Genomic DNA, 20342 nt, shown 5'->3' on the forward strand with positions numbered 1-20342 from the left:
TCCTTATAATTGGTTGTTACTATAATTATGGTGAAACGTAGGAGTTACAAATAATAGAAAATGTATTCTATGGAATGCGATCTATTAAATACAAAAGGAAAGAAGGTAATAATAATGAATGAATATATTCTGAAAACAAATAGTGTTTCTAAAAAATTTAAAAAGACATATGCGGTAAAAAATTTATCTATCTCTGTAAGAAAAAATTCTGTCTATGGTTTATTAGGCCCTAATGGTGCAGGTAAATCTACCTTATTAAAGATGATTACAGGAATTGTTAGGCCCACATCAGGTGAAATATTATTCAATAATCATGATTGGACACGAAAAGACTTGTTAAATATTGGTTCATTGATTGAATCACCACCACTATATGAGAACTTAACCGCATTTGAAAATTTAAAAGTTCGTGCAATACTTTTAGGTATTCCACTAAAGAAATGTAGTGAAATTTTAGAAAAAATGGACTTAATGGATACAAAAAATAAAAAAATCTCGGATTTCTCATTAGGAATGAAGCAAAGGTTAGGGATTGCATTAGCATTATTAAATAATCCTAAACTACTTATTTTAGATGAGCCTACAAATGGACTAGATCCTTTTGGAATTGAAGAATTAAGAAAAATGATTCGAAGCTTAGCAGACTCAGGAATTTCTATTATTATATCTAGCCATATTTTAAGCGAAATACAACAAGTTGCTGATGATATTGGAATTATATATAATGGAACACTCCTATATGAAGATTCAGTTGATGCAAGTGAAGATTTGGAGCAATTGTTTATGGATATTATCAGAAAGGAGCGTGAAGCCTAATGTTACAATCATATTTAAAAGCAGAAAATTTAAAATTTAAGAACTCACTATTCAGAAAACTCACCATATTAATACCATTAGTTTTAATTTTAATAGCTATGATTTTCATGTTTGTTGGTATTGGTTTAGGAGGCTTTTCAAGTTCTATAGTTTGTAATTGGAGTATGCCCATTGCATCATTATCAATTATGTTTTTATGTCATCAAGTGAATAACAAAGAAAAAAAACATCAATACAGAACGCTTTATAGTTTACCTATTGATCTAAAGAAAACATTTATTTCAAAGACGATTTTGATAGCACTTAACCTTTTAGTAATATCATTGCTATTGTCATTTATATCTATTATCTCTGAATTTGTATTATCAGGATTTTCAGTAGCAATTAGGTATATTGGATATTATATTTTAGGATATATTCTATTATGGTTTTCTTTATTATGGCAGATACCCTTATGCTTATTTTTAGATCAAAAAGTAGGTTTTATTGCTTCTATGATATTAAGTTTATTCTTAAGTGCTTTCGGCGGATTATTCTTTGCATTGACTCCTTTATTTTGGATTTTTCCATATAGCTGGACTGCTAGATTGATGACTACATTATTTGGAGTTTTACCAAACGGATTATTAGTTGAATCAGGTTCAAGATATGTTTTAAGTTTAGGACAAAGTTCATTTTTAGTGTTAATTTCTATATTTATTGTAGTTGAATTTACCGTCTTGTTTTCAGTTTGGTATGGAAAGCAGGTGTATCGTAAATGATAATTTTGAGAGAGTTCAGTTCTAATTTTATAAAACTAAAACGAACACCCCTTCTTTTATTACATTTGTTAACACCTATAGTGATTACATTTTTATTTCTATACTATTACACTATTGCAGGATATCGCATCATTACTGACGTGAGGATATTTTTTATTATATTACAGATGTGTTATCCAATTTTTATAGGTATTTCTGTATCTGCATTTACTCAATTGGAAAGAAATATAAACGCTATTCAAAATACTCTAGGACTAGTGGAATCACGAATAAGTATGTACCTAGGGAAACTATTATTTATGCTATTTCTATCAGCGATAAATTTAGTATTGTATGAATTATGTTTTTATATTGGTGTCAATTTATTTTTAGATATGGATGCATTTCCATTGAATTTATATATTGGTATATTTCTAATATTCTTACTCAGTAATTTGTCTATATACTCATTACATTTATCAGTTGCTTTTCGATTCGGTTCTACTGTCTCTGTGTTACTAGGAATAGCTGGTACAATTCTAGCAGGTTACTTTCAAACTGCTATCGGAGATAAAATTTGGCCAATCATTCCTTGGGAATGCAGTATCAGATTTTTAGAAAACTATTTTAATTTTTTAAATTCACCTATTATTTATGGAATTATTTCTATGATTATTTTGACTTCCATTATTCTGAGTTTATCAATTTTATGGTTCAACAGATGGGAAGGGAGAATGACACAAGAGTAAAATACACGTAAAGATTATGTTGAAACAAAGAAAGGGAATGTATATATTTATGAAGAAAAAGTTATATAGAATTAAGGAAGGTAAATTTATTGCTGGAGTGTGTGGTGGAATTGCTCAATACCTTGATGTAGAACCTAAGATTGTGCGATTGCTTTGTGCAGTATTTTGTGCAGCGTATGCAAATGGAATATTAGCATATATTATATTAGCAATTTTTATTCCCCAAAAAACCTAAGAATTAAGACGATAGCAATACATAATACTCTAATATAAATCCAAATAGCATTGATTTATATTGCATAATATTAAATAAACTTTAAATAGAGACAGGTACTACAGTAAATATAAGATAGCTGTATTAACTGTTTTTATTTTTATATTTTAATAATTAATTTCCCGATAAATTCCTATTTATCAAGTAGTTTGAAATAAACCTAACTCGTCTTATAATACAATTTACAATTAATTAAAACAGAGTCTAATAATTAAATAAAGTAATAATAAATTAAATTAAGTATTTTAGGGGAATATAAATAAAGTAAAAATAATACAAGTAAAATAATACAAACAAAATTATAAATAAAAATCATGGAAGTATATAGGAGGAGCGATATGTGTACAGCTTTAACTTTGCAAACAAAAGAAGGATATCATTTATTTGGAAGGAATATGGATATAGAGGTTTCTTTTAACCAAGCAGTAGCACTTGTTCCTAGAAATTTTACCTATAAAAATAGAGCTATAAATAAAATGGAAAAGACTAAATATGCGATGATTGGAATGGGAACTATAATAGACGAACATCCATGTTATGCTGAAGCAATGAATGAAAAAGGGTTAGCTTGTGCTGGATTAAACTTTCCTGGATATACTTATTGGGAAGAAGATGTTGTATATGGAAAAATAAATATTGCTCCATATGATTTAATATTATGGGCTTTAGGTAACTTTGGATGTATTGAAGAGTTAAGGGGACATTTAGAAAAGCTAAATTTAGTAGCAAAGCCTGTAAATGAAAATGTACCTTTACCAACACTTCATTGGATTATATATGATTCAAAAGGTGAATGTTTAGTTGTAGAAAATACAAAAAATGGACTTAGTATATTTGAGAATAAGATAGGAATTTTAACTAATGCTCCAACTTTTGATTGGCATATGACTAACTTAACTCAATATATGGGAGTATCTTCTCATCAACCATCAGAGATTAAATGGGGAGATGTAGAACTAAAAGCTTTAGGGCAAGGGGCAGGAGGAAGAGGACTTCCTGGAGATTTTTCATCAACATCAAGATTTGTAAAAGCTACATTTTTAAGAAGTAATGCAGTAGTTGGAGAGGATTATATATCAGCAATATCTGAGTTCTTTCATATATTAAACTCAGTAGCAATGGTAAAGGGCGCAGTTATTACTCCACAAAACCTTAATGATATAACACAATATACTTCTTGTATGCTTCAAGAAAAAGGAATTTACTATTACAATACTTATAATAATAGCACAATAAATGCAATTGATATGAATAAAGAAAATTTAGATGCCAAAGAAATAAAGATATTTGAGTATAGAGATAAGCAATTTATAAATTTTGAAAATAGTTAGGTTAGTAATTTTTATCTAAAGTTCAAGTGAATAATATAGGGATTTAAAAAACTCCATATGGATACTTGAGTAATAAGTGGGAAGAAGCAAAAGAAGTAAAAGTTATTGAAAACCAATATATTGTAGTAGATAGTTTACAAATGAGTTATGATAATTTCAAATTAGATTTCAATATATTCAAATAAAAGAACTTTAAAGGTATTTTAATATCAAAAGACTGTAACAAAGTTATTTTGATATAGTCTTTTGATAAGAAAATTTAATATTAGGGAGAGTTGATAGATTTGTACAAAGAATAAACCTATCAACTCTCCCTAAATACTTTTTGGAATGATTTTAATTTCCTTTAGTATTATATTATTAAATAAAGTACCAGAAGTGGGTGAAGATAATACAGTAAAAAGTAAAGATGTAAATAATGATAGGAAAAATACCATTAAGTCTTTATTTGATATTATAAAAAACAAAATGTATCTTAAGTATTTAATAATAATATCTATTATTTGGGGAACGCAAAATGCAGATTCAGAATAAGATAATTGGCAAGGTTGTCTCATCAAATCAACATCTTTTAGCATTTATGCTTATAAGCTCTTTATCCACAACAATACTACCGAGTTTATTAAATTTAATAACTGGGGATTTGTATGGTAAGTTTGGGATAAAAGTATCTGGAGTTGTATATTTATTATTATCATTAGTAGCAAGCCTTCTATTAATATATAATATTTTAAAGAGGAAGAGTGTACTTAATATGAAATCTATTTAATCAATAAGTTATCTGCGAGGTGTATCTATAATAAATTATAATTAACATAACAGGCAAACTTTTTGAAAGATATGGGGTAGTGGTACAAGGATATTTATATGGCAAACCAGTTAAGCATAACGAGTTTGAAGAAAAATATATAAAATTATGATGAATTTTGGGTATATATTATGTTAATATATAGGTATACAATATTAATATTCTGTTTAAATAATGTATATAATATTAAATTTAAAAGGGATTTAATAGAAAATTATAATTTGCTTTATAGTAGATTAAGATAAAGTATATTTAAAGGAGATTGATCTTATGGTGAAGGTTGCGATTTGTGATGATCAATATATTTTCCAAGAAACTATAAGGAATAAATTAAATTTATTATTAAAGAAAGAATTTATTAAAGCAGAAATAGATTGTTATGATTCAGGAAAGAAATTAATAGAATATTTGAAAGTAAATAAAAATACCTATGATATTTTATTTTTAGATATATTAATGAATGATATAAATGGAGTAGATGTAGCAAAGGAAATTAGAACTTTTGATAGCAGAATACAAATAATATTTTTGACAAGCTCTAGTGATTACATATTACAAGGCTATGATGTTGAAGCACTTGGATATTTGATAAAGGGACAAGAAGATAAAAAGCTTGAAGAAGTATTTTTAAAGGCTATAAAAAAGGTTGATAAAAATTTTGATGATTATCTTATACTTAAATCAGGAAATTATATAAGAACAGTATATTTAAAAGAAATAGAATTCATTGAGGTAAGAAATAGAACACTTACAATTAATGCAGGTGATGAAACTATAGATTTTAATGGGAAAATGGAAGATATGCAAAATGAATTATTATGTAAAAATTTCATATTAACTCATAGATCATACTTGGTTAATTTAAGAAAAATAAAACATATAAGCACAAGTAGCATAGAACTAAAATCAGGAAAAGAAGTTTTATTAAGTAGATTAAGGAGTAAGGAGGTAAAAAAAGCATATCTAGATTATATTTTTGAATACAATAAGGAGGAATAAATGAATCCAGAAAATGTATTAATTGATATATTATTAGGAATAATAGCAAGTATAATTATAACAAGTATATTTATAATGAAAGAAAATAGTAAGTTACATAGTTATAATAAAATTGATAAAAGAAAAATTTTAAAATACATGGTATTATTTCTTCTTAATTTGATAATTTTTACATTATATAGTTTATTCAATATTAAATTAATAATAGGATTTTATTTAATATTATTAATAGAATCATTAATTTTATACAGTTACAAAGGTAGCGTAGTTTATTTACATAGTGTAATATCATATTTGATATTTACAGTTATAGAATTAATAATATTTTTTATAAAAAAAACTCAATGCCTTTTTATACATATAATTTATATGTTAATAATCAGAATAACATATTATATAGATGTATTTTATATTTAATAGTTTATATTATAAGTGATTTTTTAATAAATAAATATAAATATATAATTAGCAAAATATCTAATAATATAAATAATAGTAGACAAATCATTATAGTATTAAGTATATCTTTGTCATTAGAAATTATTATGAAGACATACTTATATAAAAATGTAGTAAATAATGAAGGATTGATTTATATAATCTTAATATTTCTATTTCTTATATACATAAATTTATTTAAATTAAGAGATTTATATAATATTTCTACATTACAAGAAAAAAATACACTATTAGAAACTAATTATTTAATGCAAAAAAAATATTTTGAAATATATAAAAATAGATATAAAAAATATAAAGTTTTTAAGCATGATATAAGAAATCATTTACTATCAATAAGGATATTACTTAATAGAAAAGATTATAATAGTATTGATAGATATGTAGAAAATTTAGAAGGAAGTTTAAATAATATTAATATTATGTATTATACAAATAACTTAGTTATAGATTCTATTTTATACAATTTTGAAGAAATATGTAAAATAAAATCTATTAACTTAATATTTGAAGGAAATATAGATAATAATGATATAAAGATAATAGATTTAGCAGATTTATTTATGAAAACTATATACGGATGTATTAGCTTAATAGAAAATGGAGATTATGAAAGAAAGATAGAGTGTCAATTAAAAAGTATAGAGGATAACTATTATTTTTATATAAATTTATATGCTTTTAATAACGAGTATAACAATCTAGAGAGTGAAATAATAAGTGAATTAGAGCAAAAAGCAAAGGAATTAAAATCTATAATAAATTATAATAAAGAAAATTATATATTAACAATCAAGTGTATGTTATAAAAGGGATATAAGGCTTTAAAGCTTTCTATCCTTTTTACATTTCACGACAAAAAAACTTCTTTTTATGTATTGTTTATGTTCTTTAATTTTATATATGATATATTAATATATAAAGGAGTTGTATAAGATTTATTTCCCTAAAATAAAACTAGTTATTTCATCCGTAATAAAAATTACAACTCCTATAATTTTAGTTTTAGAAATACTATTATAATTTAATAGGGACGTTTAATTAAAGTAAATTATTATTTAAAGGATAATAAGATGAATGTTAAAAGAGTAGGAAAAGAATTTTATAAAAAAAATATAATAAAATTTTCAATATTAATAATAATAATTTTAATTATATTAATAAGAGTTTACATTAATTATATAAGAAGTATATTGATTGAAGATGCATATAGATTTGTAAAAACTACATCAGTAAAAGAGTCTAGCTCTATATCTAATTTATTTAATATAAGAAAAGAAATATTAAAATCAATATTAATATCGAATTCAGATATATTAAGTGATTCTAATTATAACAAAGAAGAACTGGCAGTTTTATTGAAGGATGAAGCCACACTAAGAGGATTTAAGAGGATAGGTATATCAGATATAGATGGTAATGTAATTACTACAGATGATAAGCGGTATTCTATTAAGGATAGATGGGATTTTAAAGAAGTAATGTCGGGAAAAGGTCCTGTTTACTATAAAACAAGAGATAAAATTGATAATAGCATAGTTGTTATTAGTACAATGCCAATAATTAATAATGGAGCTATAAAAGGTATTTTATTTGCAACAGATTCTATAGAAAATTTAATTAACTTATCTAACATAGAAAATTATTTTGGACAGGTGTCAACATATGTAGTTGATTCTAAGGGAGATATTTTAGTTACAAATAATGACGCTGTGTTTCTTAGAAATGAAAATATGTTTAATACACTTCTAGAACAAAATAGTATCGATGTGGCTAATGAAATAATTAGCGATATGGATTATGGAGAAGATGGTATAGAAATTGTTAGCCATAAAAATCAAAAGTATTATTTGGGATATTCAAAAATAGAAAATTCAATGGATTTATATGTAGTAGTTTCTTTATCTAGAAATTCAGTATTAGCAAACTCAAATAAAATATTGATATCTAGTATATTGTTAGTTGTAGCAATAATGATTGTAACTATATCAGCATTTATTTTATTAATAAGATATAATCAAAAATATGCTCAATTAGAAGAAGCTAACTTAGCTAAAAGAATATTTTTAGCTAATATAAGTCATGAGATTAGGACTCCATTGTATGGAATAATGGGATTGACATCGGCTACAATAAAATTAAGTGATAGTAATTTAAAGGTTAAAGAATATCTTAAGAAAATAGATGTATTATCAAATCATTTATTAAGTTTACTTAATGATGTTATAGATATTTCTAAGATAGAGGCAAGGGTAATAAGAATAGAAAAACAAAAAATAAAGATTAATAATATTTTGAGTGATATTAATGTCATTATCAAAGATAAAATAAATGAAAAAAATCAAAATTATAAAATAGTTACCGATGGGGTAGATGATCTCACTATAATAGGAGATGAACTGAAGCTTAAGCAGATTATATTAAATTTATTAATAAATGCAATTAAATATACTTCTAATGAAGGTACTATATCATTATTCATAAAACTAATAAGTAAAGATTTAGATGGAAATGTAAGAATTATGTTTAAGGTAAGTGATAATGGTATTGGTATGAGTGAAGAGTTTATGGAAAGAATGTTTTTACCATTTGCACAAGAAGATGATTCCAATAGTAGAAAATTTGGTGGAAGTGGATTAGGACTATCAATATGCAAGGGATTTATAGAAGCAATGGGAGGAGAATTGCTAGTAGAAAGTAGATTAGGCTATGGAAGTATATTTACATTTGACTTGGAATTTAAGCAATATATGAATGAACAAGAAGAAGATAATATAGAGAATATTGATGAGAAGTTATTAAAAGATAAGAATGTTCTATTAGTAGAAGATAATGATATAAATCGAATGATAACAAATGATATTTTGAAAGATTTAGGATTAAATGTTAATTGTGCTACAAATGGAGAAGAAGCAATAAAAATGTATTATGAATCAGAAGTTAACTATTATAGTTATATACTTATGGATATTCAAATGCCAATTATTGATGGGTATAATGCAACTAAAAAAATAAGAAATCTTAAGAGATTAGATTCAAAATCAATAAAAATAATAGCTATGTCTGCTAATGCTTTTAAAGAAGATAAAGAAGAAGCTATAAATTCAGGGATGGATGAGTATATTTCTAAACCAATAAGTAAAGAATGTTTAATTAAAGTTCTGTTATAAAGTTTTTGATTAAAAATATATTAAAATATATTAAAATATGTAAGAAAATTTGTCATTGGGGTGATAAAGTGAGTAAGGAAAGTATAATATTTATAATTCCGTATTTATTTATTATAATATTATTAATAAGTTTAATATTTTTTATAATAGAAATCACAATAAAGAGTAAAGTAATAATTGATTATGAGAATTTTATTAGAATAATCAATTGTACATATAGTGATAGAAATAAATTAGACATTAAAGAAAATTTAGAAAAGCTTATGGAAGAGAGTAGATATAAAAGAATAGAAGATTCAATTGATGAAAATAGTAAACTAAAAAATTATAATAGTAATCAAATAGAAGATTTGAGAAATAATACAAGATGTAATTCGATGATTAATTTCAATAAGTCTTTACATATAACTTCAAATATAAATAATTTTAATAATGAAAATAATACTAATGAAGAAAAAGGAAAGTTTATTGATGTAGTATTATAAGGGAAAAAGGTAGAAAGTATGAGTAAAATTATTATAATTTTATTATTAATATTAGTCATTATATTAACTATTAGTCATATGTATAAAGATTGGATTCAAAAATATCGTAAAAAAGATTTAGATTTTAAAAATGCTTTAATAAACGATGAATTTGATATATATATTCAGCCTAAATATAATTTGAAAAATGAATCTATAGTTGGAGCAGAATGTTTAGTTAGATGGAACAGTAAAAGTAAAGGTGTAATTAGTCCTGAAAAATTTATTTATATATTAGAAAAAGACAAGTCTATAATAGAGTTGGATTTTTATATTTTGAATGAAGCTTTTAAAATTATTAATAGATGGTCAAGCAATGGCTTAAAATTAATTCCTATATCAGTGAATATATCTAGGATAACTTTAATTGAAGATGATACATTCATAACTAGATTAAATTATCTTATAAAAAAATATAATATAGACACTAAGTACCTAGAAATTGAATTAACAGAAAGAATAATGCTTAGAGAAACAAGTAAGATAGTTTCTGTTATAAAAAAAATAAGAGATCTAGGAATAAAAGTATCTTTAGATGATTTTGGAGCAGGATATTCATCTTTAAATATATTAAAAAACCTTCCAGTAGATGCAATAAAATTAGATAAATTATTTCTAGATAAAAAAGATATATCAGAAAAGGGAAAAATAGTTATAGAGAATATCATTAATATGGCAAGGGCATTGGGATTAGAAGTTGTTGCTGAAGGAGTAGAATACTTTGAGCAAGCAAAGATTCTAAAAAGCATAGGCTGTGAAATAGTACAAGGATATTTATATGGACGACCTATGAGTATAAGTGAATTTGAGCAGTTAGAGACGTTCAATAAGAACGATTATATTAAGTTGAATTTATAAATAGTATTTTGCTTCAAAGTCAAAAATGATAGATTCTATGGGAGAATGATAGAAAATTATTATAAGGTTAAGTATGAAGGTTTAGAAAATCATATTTATAAACTTCTAAAAAGTAAAAGAATTAACTGCAAATATAAATATATATAAAGATAAAAACTTTAGGATAATTTCCTAGAGTTTTTTTATTATATTATAATGTACGTTATAAATTTGACTTATTATATTTAATAGTACCATATATTAAGTAAACTTTTAAATATGATAAGTCTGTGATATTATATACTAAAAACTTAAGTTGAAAAAATATAATATGTATCTATATAAATTTACATAGAGAAAATTATAAGGGGGAAAATTAATGAACAACAAGGGAATAGTATTTTTTGATGTAGATGGAACTTTAATGGATTGGACAAAAGGTATATATGCGCCAACAAATGCTACAAAGGAAGCTATAAATAAATTAAAGCAAAATGGCTATTTAACTGTTCTAGCAACAGGAAGACCTAAGAGTTCTATTACAAATGAAATAGTAGAGTTGGGGTTAAATGGATATATAGCATCAAATGGAGCTTATGCAGAAATTGAAAATGAAGTAATGTTCAATGAATGTATAGATAATAAAAAGCTTAAAGATGTATTAGATTTTCTTGAAGAAAATGATATTGTATATATTTTAGAGGGACAAGAAAAAAATTATGTTTTAGATATAAATAATGAAAAAGTTAGAGATCTTGTAACTAAAGCTAATCTAGGTATAGAAAACTTTACAGAAGATTGGACAAAAGATACTGTAAAAACAAGCAAAATAATAGCTATAGGAAAAGATATAAACTCTTATAAGTTAGTTTGTGATAAATATAAAGATGAAGGTCTTGCATTTATGGCAAATCAATTTGGTGATACATTTGAAATATATGTATCAAAATATACAAAAGGTTATGGCGTTAATCATTTACTAGAAAGTCTTGGAATAGATAAAGAAAATGCTTATGCCTTTGGTGATGGTGAAAATGATATAGAAATGTTTCAAGTTGTAAAGCATGGTATAGCTATGGGAGGATATCATAAGGGGTTAGAGCCACATGCATTTGATTTTACAGAAGATGTTGAAAATGAAGGTATAGCAAAGGGATTAAAGAAATTAGAATTAATATAAATAAAATTCATATATATATAGGTTAATAAATAAAATTAATTATATAGTACTATTATCTAAGATTAATTATATAACCAATAAAATTATGATAAATAATTTAGATTTAAGTTATTATAGAAGAAGTTTAATGTATAATAAATAGTAATATTATATAAAGTGGTATGCTATATAAATTGGTATGCTATATAAATGGAGGGATGTTATGAGACTTGGAATAATTGGTTTAGGGGCAATAGCTAAAAAAGCTTATTTACCTATTTTAACAGTAAAAGAAGGAGTGGAACTTTTAATTTCTACTAGAAATAAGGCGGTGTTAGAAGAAATATCAAATAAGTATAACATCGACAGAGCATATACTGATATTGAAAATTTATTAGAAGAAGAAATAGACGCAGCAATAATTTCAACACATGCAGATGGTCACTATGAAATAGCTAAAAGATTAATAAAAAAAGGTGTTAGCGTATATATAGACAAGCCTATTAGTTTTAATCTTGAAGAAGCTAAGGAGATAGAGAGATTAGCAAAAGAGCATAACGTTATTGCTATGGTTGGATTTAATAGAAGATTTTGTCCTAAAGTTAAAGAACTTAAGAGTATAGGAAAAGCAGATATAATTGTAATGCAAAAGAATAGAGAATATCCGCCGGGTGATATAAGAAGGTTTATTGTGGAAGATTTTATACATGTTGTTGATACATTAAGATTTTTAATGAATGAAGAAGTTAAAGATATTGATATTAATTATCTAAAGCATGGAAATAATCTACATAATGTAGTAGTAACATTAAAAGGTGATGGCATAACTGCAGTTGGAATAATGAATAGAACTGCAGGAATAACTGAAGAAAATATTGAATACATGATAAAAGGTAATAAATATATAGTTGAAGATTTAGTTGATACTATAGAAGTGAACAATAATGGTAGAACAAAGACTAGTTTTGGTGGTTGGGATCCAACACTATATAAAAGAGGATTTGAAGATATAATAGATCATTTTATAGAATCAGTAAAAAATAAATCTATACCAAATCCATCAATAAGTGATTCTGTGAAGACACATGAACTTTGTGAAGAGATAGTTAAGTTTATAATAAATAACTATTAACATTAATTATAGGCACAAAATAAATTTAGATAAGCTTATTATTAATGGGTTATTTTAACTATTTTATTTAATATCCTAATATAATACTTGAAAATTTATAAAAGACTAAAATGTGATCTAATAAAAAATATTAGGTCACATTTTTTTATTGTTATGAATAATATTATTAAATATATAAATTATAATTATAGTTTTACATCTTGTAAGTATTAACAATAAAGTCTTATAAAATAAAAATGAATATATAGCCTTTAAACAAAGGAGTAGCAATACTTTTTAAATAAGAATATTAAATAAATAAAATAGGAATGTAATAAATTTTGTCAATTAAAAATATACAGTAAATGTAAAATATTCAGAAAATAATTTGACAATCTGACAACTTAATGTTACTATTAGGTTGTTACTGATTTAAGGAGGTAATTTATGATAGAATTTAGAAATGTTAAAAAAAGTTATAAGAATAACATTATATTAGAAGATTTTAATTTAAATATAGAGGATGGAAATCTAGTAGTTTTAATAGGGTCAAGTGGTTGTGGTAAAACAACTTTATTAAAAATGATAAATAGATTAATAGAATTCACTTCAGGAGAAATATTAGTTAATGGAAAAAATATAAAAGATATGGATCCGATAAAACTTAGAAGAAGTATAGGATATGTAATTCAACAAACAGGTTTATTTCCACACATGACAGTAAAAGAAAATATAGAAATAATACCTAAGCTTATGGGAAAAAGTGAGGAAGAAATAAACCAAAAAACAGTAGATTTACTAAATATGGTTGGATTAGATCCAGAAAAATATAGTGATAGATATCCAGTAGAGTTAAGTGGTGGGCAACAACAAAGAGTTGGAGTTGCAAGAGCCTTTGCAGCAGATGCTGAAATAATATTAATGGACGAGCCGTTTAGTGCATTGGACCCAATAACAAGAACAGAGCTTCAAGAAGAGTTATTTAATATTCAAAAAGAATATAAAAAGACGATAGTTTTCGTAACTCATGATATGGATGAAGCAATAAACTTAGCAGATAAAATATGTATTTTAAAAGATGGTAAGATACTTCAATATGATACTCCAGAAAATATTCTAAAAAATCCAGCAGGAGAATATGTTGAAGAATTTGTTGGTAAAAATAAAATTTGGACTAAGCCTGAAATGATTAAGGCAGAAGACGTTATGATATCAAAGCCAGTAACAGTTAGCCCAAAGAGAAACTTGCTTCAAGCAAGAGAAATAATGAGAGATAAGAAAGTAGATAGTTTACTTGTAATAGATAAACTAGGAACATTATTGGGATATATTACTTTGGAAAATCTTCAAAAGGTTGAAGAGAAAAATAAATTAGTTGAAGAAGTTATGAATAGAGAACCTAAATGGGTTTCAGGAGAAACTAATTTACTAGAGTTACTAGAAGTGTTCAATAACTTAAAGAAAGGATATTTACCAGTTTGTGATGATGCTGGTAAATTACTAGGATTAGTAACAAGAAGTAGTTTAATATCAGTTTTAAGTAGTCAATATATTGAGATGGGAGGCGATAATTAATGGGGACTTTTATGGAACAATTAATAACCAAGAAATCGGAAATTCTATCTCTTTTATTAGAACACGTACAACTTACAATTATAGCAGTTTTAATAGCAGTAGTAATTGGTGTACCTCTAGGTATATTTATAACTAAAAATAAAAAATTAGCTAGTGGTGTAATTGGATTTGCAAACTTAACTCAAGCTATACCAAGTTTAGCTATATTAGGATTCTTGATACCAGTTATAGGTATAGGATCAGCACCAGCTATAACAATGGTAGTGCTTTATTCTATGTTGCCTATAATAAAAAATACTTATACAGGAATAACAAATATAAATCCTGATATGCTAGAAGCAGCAAAAGGATTAGGAATGACTAGTGGGCAAACACTTAAGCTTATAAAAATTCCTCTAGCAATGCCAGTTATGATGGCAGGTATAAGAATGGCAGCAGTTACAGCAGTTGGACTTATGACAATAGCAGCTTTTGTAGGGGCAGGTGGACTTGGATACTTAGTATTCTCAGGAATACAAACAGTAGATAATAACCTTATATTATTTGGGGCAATTCCAGCAGCTATATTAGCTTTAATTATAGACTGGATAACAGGAAAAATAGAAGATGCTACAATGCCAAATGGAATCAAAAAATCAGATGGAACTATGAAGGTTAAAAGAAATGGTTCTAATAAGAATAAGAAGAGAAATACAATTATAGCATCTATTTTAGCAGTAGTTATTATAGGTGGAGCATTAGCACAAAGTATATTATCAAAAAATGATAATAAGATAACTATTGCTTCTAAAAACTTTACAGAGCAAATTATATTAGGAAATATGTTAGAACAATATATTGAAAATAAAACAGATATAGATGTAGACACAAAGTTAAATTTAGGTGGAACTCAAGTTGCATTTAGTGCATTGAAATCTGGTGGAATAGACATGTATGTTGAATATACAGGAACAGCATATGTAAGTATATTAAATATTAAAGAGCCTAACTCAAATACAGATGAAGTTTATAATATAATGAAAGAAAGATTCAAGGAAGATTATGGAATTGAAGTATTAAATCCAATTGGATTCAACAATACTTATGCAATGGCAGTCACTAAAGAAACAGCAGAGAAATATAATTTAAAGACAGTATCAGATTTAGCAAAAGTATCAGCAGATCTGCTAGCAGGTCCTACAATAGAATTTGCTAATAGAGAAGATGGTCTACTAGGACTTAACAAAGCTTATAACATGAACTTTAAATCAGTTAATCCTATAGATGGTGGTTTAAGATATACTGCATTAAATAGTAATGAAACTCAAGTCATTGATGCATTTACAACAGATGGATTAATAGAGCAGTTTAATTTAACTTTATTAGAGGATGACAAGAGTTTCTTCCCTCCATATCATGCAGTTCCAATCATAAAGGAAGAAACTTTAGAACAATTCCCAGAACTAAAAGAAGTTTTAGGTGAATTAGATGGAAAGTTAACTGATGAAAAAATGAGAAAATTAAACTATGAGGTAGATGTAAATAAGAGAGATGCAAAAGTGGTTGCAAGTGAATTCTTAAAGGCAGAGGGACTTATAGATTAATTGACAATTGACAATTGACAATGGAGAGTAGCCATTTGGAGAAATAATTCAGACTAGAAGAGTGACAATTGATAATGGACAATGCATAATTTAGGAGAGAATTAAGGCAAGATGAATTATGAAAAGTCAAGAGTGCAAAAATTTATGAAATAACTTACCTTAGTTGAGTTATGGAAAATTAATTTCTTGTAGTATAAATATACAAAGCTAAAGAAAATCAATATATAATTTATAATGAAAGAATAAAGAAATGAAAGGAGCTGTCGCTAATGGATTTTATTCCGCTAATGCGACAGCCCCTTTTTTAGAAAAATATAACGGAAATTAGGTTTAATAATTATTACTAATTACAAAACATGAATATTCCCTCCAATATACATTGAAATTTATGTCGATTGTTGATATAATTAAAATCTATTTTGAAAAATAATTACTTTTATATAGAAGTTTTTGGAGGGTTTGCAATGCCAAAGAGAATTGCCATTTTAGGTGGGCCAAGATGTGGAAAAACTACATTAATACAACAACTTTATGTGGATATGAAAATTAGAGATTTAAATGTAGGTGTAGCAACAGAGTATAGCACAGATTACCTAAGAGATAAAGGTATGATAGAAAACATAGCTGAACAATATGGAATTTATTTAGGACAACTTCATTTAGAAGAGAGCTTAAATGACTTCGACTATGCATTAACAGACTATGCAACATTTGTACCATACATATACGCTAGATTTATGCTTGGTGATAAGAAAAGAACAACAAAAGAAATAGAAATACTAAAAGATCTTTATGTGTTAGCTTTAAGAGATTTACCAAAGTATGATCACATATTCTTTGTGCCAAGAGAATTTGGTTATTCAAAAGATGGAGTAAGATGGCAAGATGAAGAAATAGCACAAGCGGTGGACAAGGCTATCTTAAGCTTTTTAGAAGCAGAAAATGTTAGATATACAGAAATAACAGGATCAACAAAAGAAAGAGCAGAAAAAATATTAGATATTATAGGTATTTCTCAGGATGTAAATCTAGATATGGCCAAGTAAAAGATTCCTCTTATAGGGATCTTTTTTTGGTGTAAAAATAATTAGATTATTGCAAAATAAAGTTTGAAATATAAGTTTATGGAATTAAAATTCAAGAATATTGTTGTTTAAGGTAATATATTTAAATCTTAACACATAGACAATATTTTTATATAATAAAGCAATTTAATAAAAAATATGTCGAAAAAATAGATATGAAAACGATTGAAAAAATAATTAAAATTGGTATAATTTATGTAGAAGGTGAAATGAAATTTCACTTGTTAAGGGGGATGAGAAAGTAGTATGAAAAAGAAAAAAATAGTAGCAATTTTGAGTGCATTAGCTGTTACAAGTACTTTAGTATTAGGGAATAATATTAAGATGGTACATGCAAATACTTTAAATTCAAAAGTTGAGGCAGAGAAAATTGTAAGTGAAATGACTTTAGATGAAAAAATAGGACAAATGTTAATGCCTGATTTTAGACAATGGAAACAAGAGGGACAAGATGCAGTTCAAGATTTTACAGAAATGAATGATGAAGTAGCAGAAATTATAGATGAATTTGATTTAGGTGGAGTAATATTATTTGCTCAAAATGTAAAAACAACAGAACAAACAGCTAAATTAACTCACGACTTACAGCAAGTTGCTATAAATGATGAAGATGGTAATTTACCATTATTAACAACGATTGACCAAGAAGGTGGAATTGTTACAAGATTGGGAACAGGAACAAACTTTCCAGGAAATATGGCTATAGGTGCAACTAAAAATGAGCAAAGCTCTTATGATACAGGAAAAGTAATCGGAAGAGAATTAAATTCATTAGGAATAAATGTTAACTTTGCTCCATCAGTAGATGTCAATAATAATCCCTCAAATCCAGTTATAGGATTGAGGTCATTTTCAAGTAATCCAGATTTAGTTGCAAAGCTTGGAGTTAAAATGATAGAAGGAATTCAAGATGAAGGAGTATCAGCAGCAGCTAAGCATTTTCCAGGTCATGGAGATACAGCAACAGATTCTCATTATGGTTTACCAAAGGTTGATAAATCACTTGAAGAATTAAAAAAAGTTGAGTTAAAACCATTCCAAGCAGCTATAGATAATGGCGTTGATATGATAATGACTGCACATATTCAATTTCCACAAATTGAAAAGGATACCTATACATCTATAAAGGATGGACAAGAGATACAAATTCCAGCCACTTTATCAGATGACATATTAACAGGATTGTTAAGAGAAGATATGAATTTTGAAGGAGTTATTATAACAGATGCTCTGAATATGGCTGCAATTTCAGAAAACTTTGGAGAAGTTGAAGCTGTAAAAATTGCGTTTGATGCTGGTGTTGATATAGCATTAATGCCAACTATTTTAAGAAGTAAAGAAGATGTTACAAAGCTTAGAGAAATAGTTGAAGGTATTAAGGAAGCTGTAGTTAAAGGAGAAATATCAGAAGAAAGAATAAATGAATCAGCAACAAGAATAGTCAAACTTAAGATTGATAGAGGAATAATGAATGTTAAAAATGATAATAGAACTGCTGAGGAAAAAATAGCAAATGCACAAAGTGTAGTTGGCTCTCAAGAAAATAGAGATATTGAAAGACGAGTATCAGCAGAAGCTATAACTGTAGTTAAAAATGAAAATAATGTGTTACCTCTAAATCCTAAAGAAGGAGAAAAAGTTTTACTTGTAGCTCCATATGATAATGAATTACCTGGAATGAGATTTGGTTTAAATAGACTTATGAAGGAAGGTAAAGTTGATTCAGTTGAATTAGATACTTATTGTTATAAATCACAAAGTATAATGACAGATGAATTAAAAAATAAAATTGATGAAGCAGATTACGTTGTAGTTTTATCAGAAATGGGAAATTACACACATTTAAATAAGGATCATTGGATAACTGCAATTCCAAATGCGGTTACTTCTTATGCAAATGAATTAAATAAAGATTCAGTTGTTGTAAGTGTTGGTAAGCCATATGATGTAGCAGCACATCCAAATGCAAAAGCAGAAGTAATAGCTTATGGATATAAGGGAATGGACCCAACAGAAGCAGATGGGGGATTATCTCCAGTACAAGCTTTTGGACCAAATATCCCAGCAGCAATAGAAGTTGTCTTTGGAGCAGCAGAAGCAAGAGGAACATTACCTGTAAGTATTCCAACAGTTGATGAAAATGGGGTAGCTAACTTAGATATAAATTCTTTTGAATATGGATATGGTATTACAAACCTAACATCAGTAGGAAAAACTACAATTGAAGCACCAGCAGAAGTTAAATCAGGAGAAGAATTAGAATTAAAAGTTAATATAAATGAAATAGAAAGCTTAAAATCAGAAAATTACTCAGCGAAAATTAATTTTAATAATGATGCCTTTGAAGTAGTATCAGTAAAATCAGCTGATGAAAATGTAGAAGTGAAGAATGTAGAAGTAAAGGGATCTGAAATAAATGTATCTTTAAGTGATAAAGATATAGAAAAAGCTACTGATTCAGAAACAAGCTTATTAGTTACATTAAAAGCTATTGCAGAAGAGGGACAAGATGTTATAATTATTAATTCTTTAGAAATAGTAGATTCAAAAGACAGAACATTTAATACAACATTAGAAAATAAATATATAAATATAACAAAAGTAGAGGCTCCAGAAGAAGGTAATAAGCCAGATAATGAAGAGAAGCCAGGAGACGATGAAAAGCCTGGTAATGAAGAAAAACCAGGGAATACAAATAAACCAGGAATAAATAATAATGGAGGCAAATTACCAAACACAGGAGCTGTAGTTACACCAATAGCAACAGGGGCTCTAGGTTTAGCAATGACTGCTTTAGGATTTGTTTTGAATAAAAAGAGAAATAAAAATAATTAATATAGAAACTAAAATAAAGGACCTAGCGAAAGCTAGGTCCTTTACTTTTAATTAAAATACTATATAATAATAAGACAAGCACATAGAAGAAAGTAACTCACATAGGTGAAAAGCTAGAAATTATTAGGCAAGTAGGAATTATAAAAAAATATCAACAAGAAAATAAAGTTTATAAACCAAAAACTGTGAATAAATAAAAAATAATTGTTAATAATTTTCAGATTTTTTTAAAAATTTATAAAAAGTGTTTAGTGGCTACTTAATAGGTAGTCTTTTTTATTTATTAA

General features: G+C 26.2%; 17 protein-coding genes. All 17 read left to right on the forward strand.

Annotation, left to right across the window (positions count from 1 at the left end):
• Positions 1-114: 114 nt before the first annotated feature.
• On the forward strand, positions 115-816 hold the full coding sequence (locus tag J7M87_RS10600) for a lantibiotic protection ABC transporter ATP-binding subunit (protein WP_291651054.1): 702 nt from the start codon (positions 115-117) through the stop codon (positions 814-816).
• Positions 816-1577: a lantibiotic immunity ABC transporter MutE/EpiE family permease subunit gene (locus tag J7M87_RS10605; protein ID WP_291651030.1), complete on the forward strand. Its 762-nt coding sequence runs from the start codon at positions 816-818 to the stop codon at positions 1575-1577. Before J7M87_RS10600 ends, J7M87_RS10605 begins: the two co-directional genes overlap by 1 nt.
• On the forward strand, positions 1574-2305 hold the full coding sequence (locus tag J7M87_RS10610) for a lantibiotic immunity ABC transporter MutG family permease subunit (RefSeq protein ID WP_291651031.1): 732 nt from the start codon (positions 1574-1576) through the stop codon (positions 2303-2305). Before J7M87_RS10605 ends, J7M87_RS10610 begins: the two co-directional genes overlap by 4 nt.
• Before the next feature lie 49 nt (positions 2306-2354).
• Entirely contained in the window at positions 2355-2540 is a 186-nt protein-coding gene (locus tag J7M87_RS10615; RefSeq protein WP_291651032.1) for a PspC domain-containing protein, read from the forward strand.
• A gap of 377 nt (positions 2541-2917) precedes the next feature.
• Positions 2918-3910 (forward strand): choloylglycine hydrolase, encoded by a 993-nt coding sequence (gene bsh, locus J7M87_RS10620; protein ID WP_291651033.1) that lies wholly within the window; start codon positions 2918-2920, stop codon positions 3908-3910.
• Between the two features lie 517 nt (positions 3911-4427).
• Entirely contained in the window at positions 4428-4679 is a 252-nt protein-coding gene (locus J7M87_RS10625) for a hypothetical protein (RefSeq protein ID WP_291651034.1), read from the forward strand.
• 309 nt (positions 4680-4988) lie between these two features.
• Positions 4989-5717, forward strand: coding sequence for a LytTR family DNA-binding domain-containing protein (locus J7M87_RS10630; RefSeq protein ID WP_291651035.1), 729 nt, complete (start codon positions 4989-4991; stop codon positions 5715-5717).
• Positions 5718-6262: 545 nt separating this feature from the next.
• Entirely contained in the window at positions 6263-6985 is a 723-nt protein-coding gene (locus tag J7M87_RS10635; RefSeq protein ID WP_291651036.1) for a hypothetical protein, read from the forward strand.
• Positions 6986-7249: 264 nt separating this feature from the next.
• A complete protein-coding gene (locus tag J7M87_RS10640; RefSeq protein ID WP_291651037.1) occupies positions 7250-9346 on the forward strand; it encodes a hybrid sensor histidine kinase/response regulator in 2097 nt (698 codons plus the stop codon).
• A gap of 68 nt (positions 9347-9414) precedes the next feature.
• A complete protein-coding gene (locus J7M87_RS10645) occupies positions 9415-9831 on the forward strand; it encodes a hypothetical protein (protein ID WP_291651038.1) in 417 nt (138 codons plus the stop codon).
• Between the two features lie 18 nt (positions 9832-9849).
• A complete protein-coding gene (locus tag J7M87_RS10650; protein ID WP_291651039.1) occupies positions 9850-10728 on the forward strand; it encodes an EAL domain-containing protein in 879 nt (292 codons plus the stop codon).
• A gap of 358 nt (positions 10729-11086) precedes the next feature.
• A complete protein-coding gene (locus J7M87_RS10655; RefSeq protein WP_291651040.1) occupies positions 11087-11887 on the forward strand; it encodes an HAD family hydrolase in 801 nt (266 codons plus the stop codon).
• Positions 11888-12089: 202 nt separating this feature from the next.
• Positions 12090-12998 carry a Gfo/Idh/MocA family oxidoreductase gene (locus J7M87_RS10660; protein WP_291651041.1) on the forward strand — a complete coding sequence of 303 codons (909 nt, stop codon included), beginning with the start codon at positions 12090-12092 and terminating at the stop codon, positions 12996-12998.
• A gap of 426 nt (positions 12999-13424) precedes the next feature.
• Positions 13425-14552, forward strand: a complete 1128-nt coding sequence (locus J7M87_RS10665) for an ABC transporter ATP-binding protein (RefSeq protein WP_291651042.1) — start codon at positions 13425-13427, stop codon at positions 14550-14552.
• Positions 14552-16135, forward strand: coding sequence for a glycine betaine ABC transporter substrate-binding protein (locus tag J7M87_RS10670; protein ID WP_291651043.1), 1584 nt, complete (start codon positions 14552-14554; stop codon positions 16133-16135). Before J7M87_RS10665 ends, J7M87_RS10670 begins: the two co-directional genes overlap by 1 nt.
• A gap of 464 nt (positions 16136-16599) precedes the next feature.
• A complete protein-coding gene (locus J7M87_RS10675; RefSeq protein WP_291651044.1) occupies positions 16600-17181 on the forward strand; it encodes an ATP-binding protein in 582 nt (193 codons plus the stop codon).
• 285 nt (positions 17182-17466) lie between these two features.
• On the forward strand, positions 17467-20055 hold the full coding sequence (locus tag J7M87_RS10680) for a glycoside hydrolase family 3 N-terminal domain-containing protein (RefSeq protein WP_291651045.1): 2589 nt from the start codon (positions 17467-17469) through the stop codon (positions 20053-20055).
• Positions 20056-20342 lie beyond the last annotated feature (287 nt).

This window comes from Clostridium sp., from assembly GCF_017888565.1.
Taxonomy (GTDB): domain Bacteria; phylum Bacillota; class Clostridia; order Clostridiales; family Clostridiaceae; genus Clostridium.

Bases quoted from the DNA above. Each gene is read 5' to 3' on its own strand.
- J7M87_RS10600 (WP_291651054.1), top strand. From the start codon at position 115: ATGAATGAATATATTCTGAAAACAAATAGTGTTTCTAAAAAATTTAAA.
- J7M87_RS10630 (WP_291651035.1), top strand. From the start codon at position 4,989: ATGGTGAAGGTTGCGATTTGTGATGATCAATATATTTTCCAAGAAACT.
- J7M87_RS10680 (WP_291651045.1), top strand. From the start codon at position 17,467: ATGAAAAAGAAAAAAATAGTAGCAATTTTGAGTGCATTAGCTGTTACA.
- J7M87_RS10640 (WP_291651037.1), top strand. From the start codon at position 7,250: ATGAATGTTAAAAGAGTAGGAAAAGAATTTTATAAAAAAAATATAATA.
- bsh (WP_291651033.1), top strand. From the start codon at position 2,918: ATGTGTACAGCTTTAACTTTGCAAACAAAAGAAGGATATCATTTATTT.
- J7M87_RS10635 (WP_291651036.1), top strand. From the start codon at position 6,263: ATGAAGACATACTTATATAAAAATGTAGTAAATAATGAAGGATTGATT.
- J7M87_RS10625 (WP_291651034.1), top strand. From the start codon at position 4,428: ATGCAGATTCAGAATAAGATAATTGGCAAGGTTGTCTCATCAAATCAA.
- J7M87_RS10665 (WP_291651042.1), top strand. From the start codon at position 13,425: ATGATAGAATTTAGAAATGTTAAAAAAAGTTATAAGAATAACATTATA.
- J7M87_RS10655 (WP_291651040.1), top strand. From the start codon at position 11,087: ATGAACAACAAGGGAATAGTATTTTTTGATGTAGATGGAACTTTAATG.
- J7M87_RS10650 (WP_291651039.1), top strand. From the start codon at position 9,850: ATGAGTAAAATTATTATAATTTTATTATTAATATTAGTCATTATATTA.
- J7M87_RS10610 (WP_291651031.1), top strand. From the start codon at position 1,574: ATGATAATTTTGAGAGAGTTCAGTTCTAATTTTATAAAACTAAAACGA.
- J7M87_RS10675 (WP_291651044.1), top strand. From the start codon at position 16,600: ATGCCAAAGAGAATTGCCATTTTAGGTGGGCCAAGATGTGGAAAAACT.
- J7M87_RS10615 (WP_291651032.1), top strand. From the start codon at position 2,355: ATGAAGAAAAAGTTATATAGAATTAAGGAAGGTAAATTTATTGCTGGA.
- J7M87_RS10605 (WP_291651030.1), top strand. From the start codon at position 816: ATGTTACAATCATATTTAAAAGCAGAAAATTTAAAATTTAAGAACTCA.
- J7M87_RS10670 (WP_291651043.1), top strand. From the start codon at position 14,552: ATGGGGACTTTTATGGAACAATTAATAACCAAGAAATCGGAAATTCTA.
- J7M87_RS10660 (WP_291651041.1), top strand. From the start codon at position 12,090: ATGAGACTTGGAATAATTGGTTTAGGGGCAATAGCTAAAAAAGCTTAT.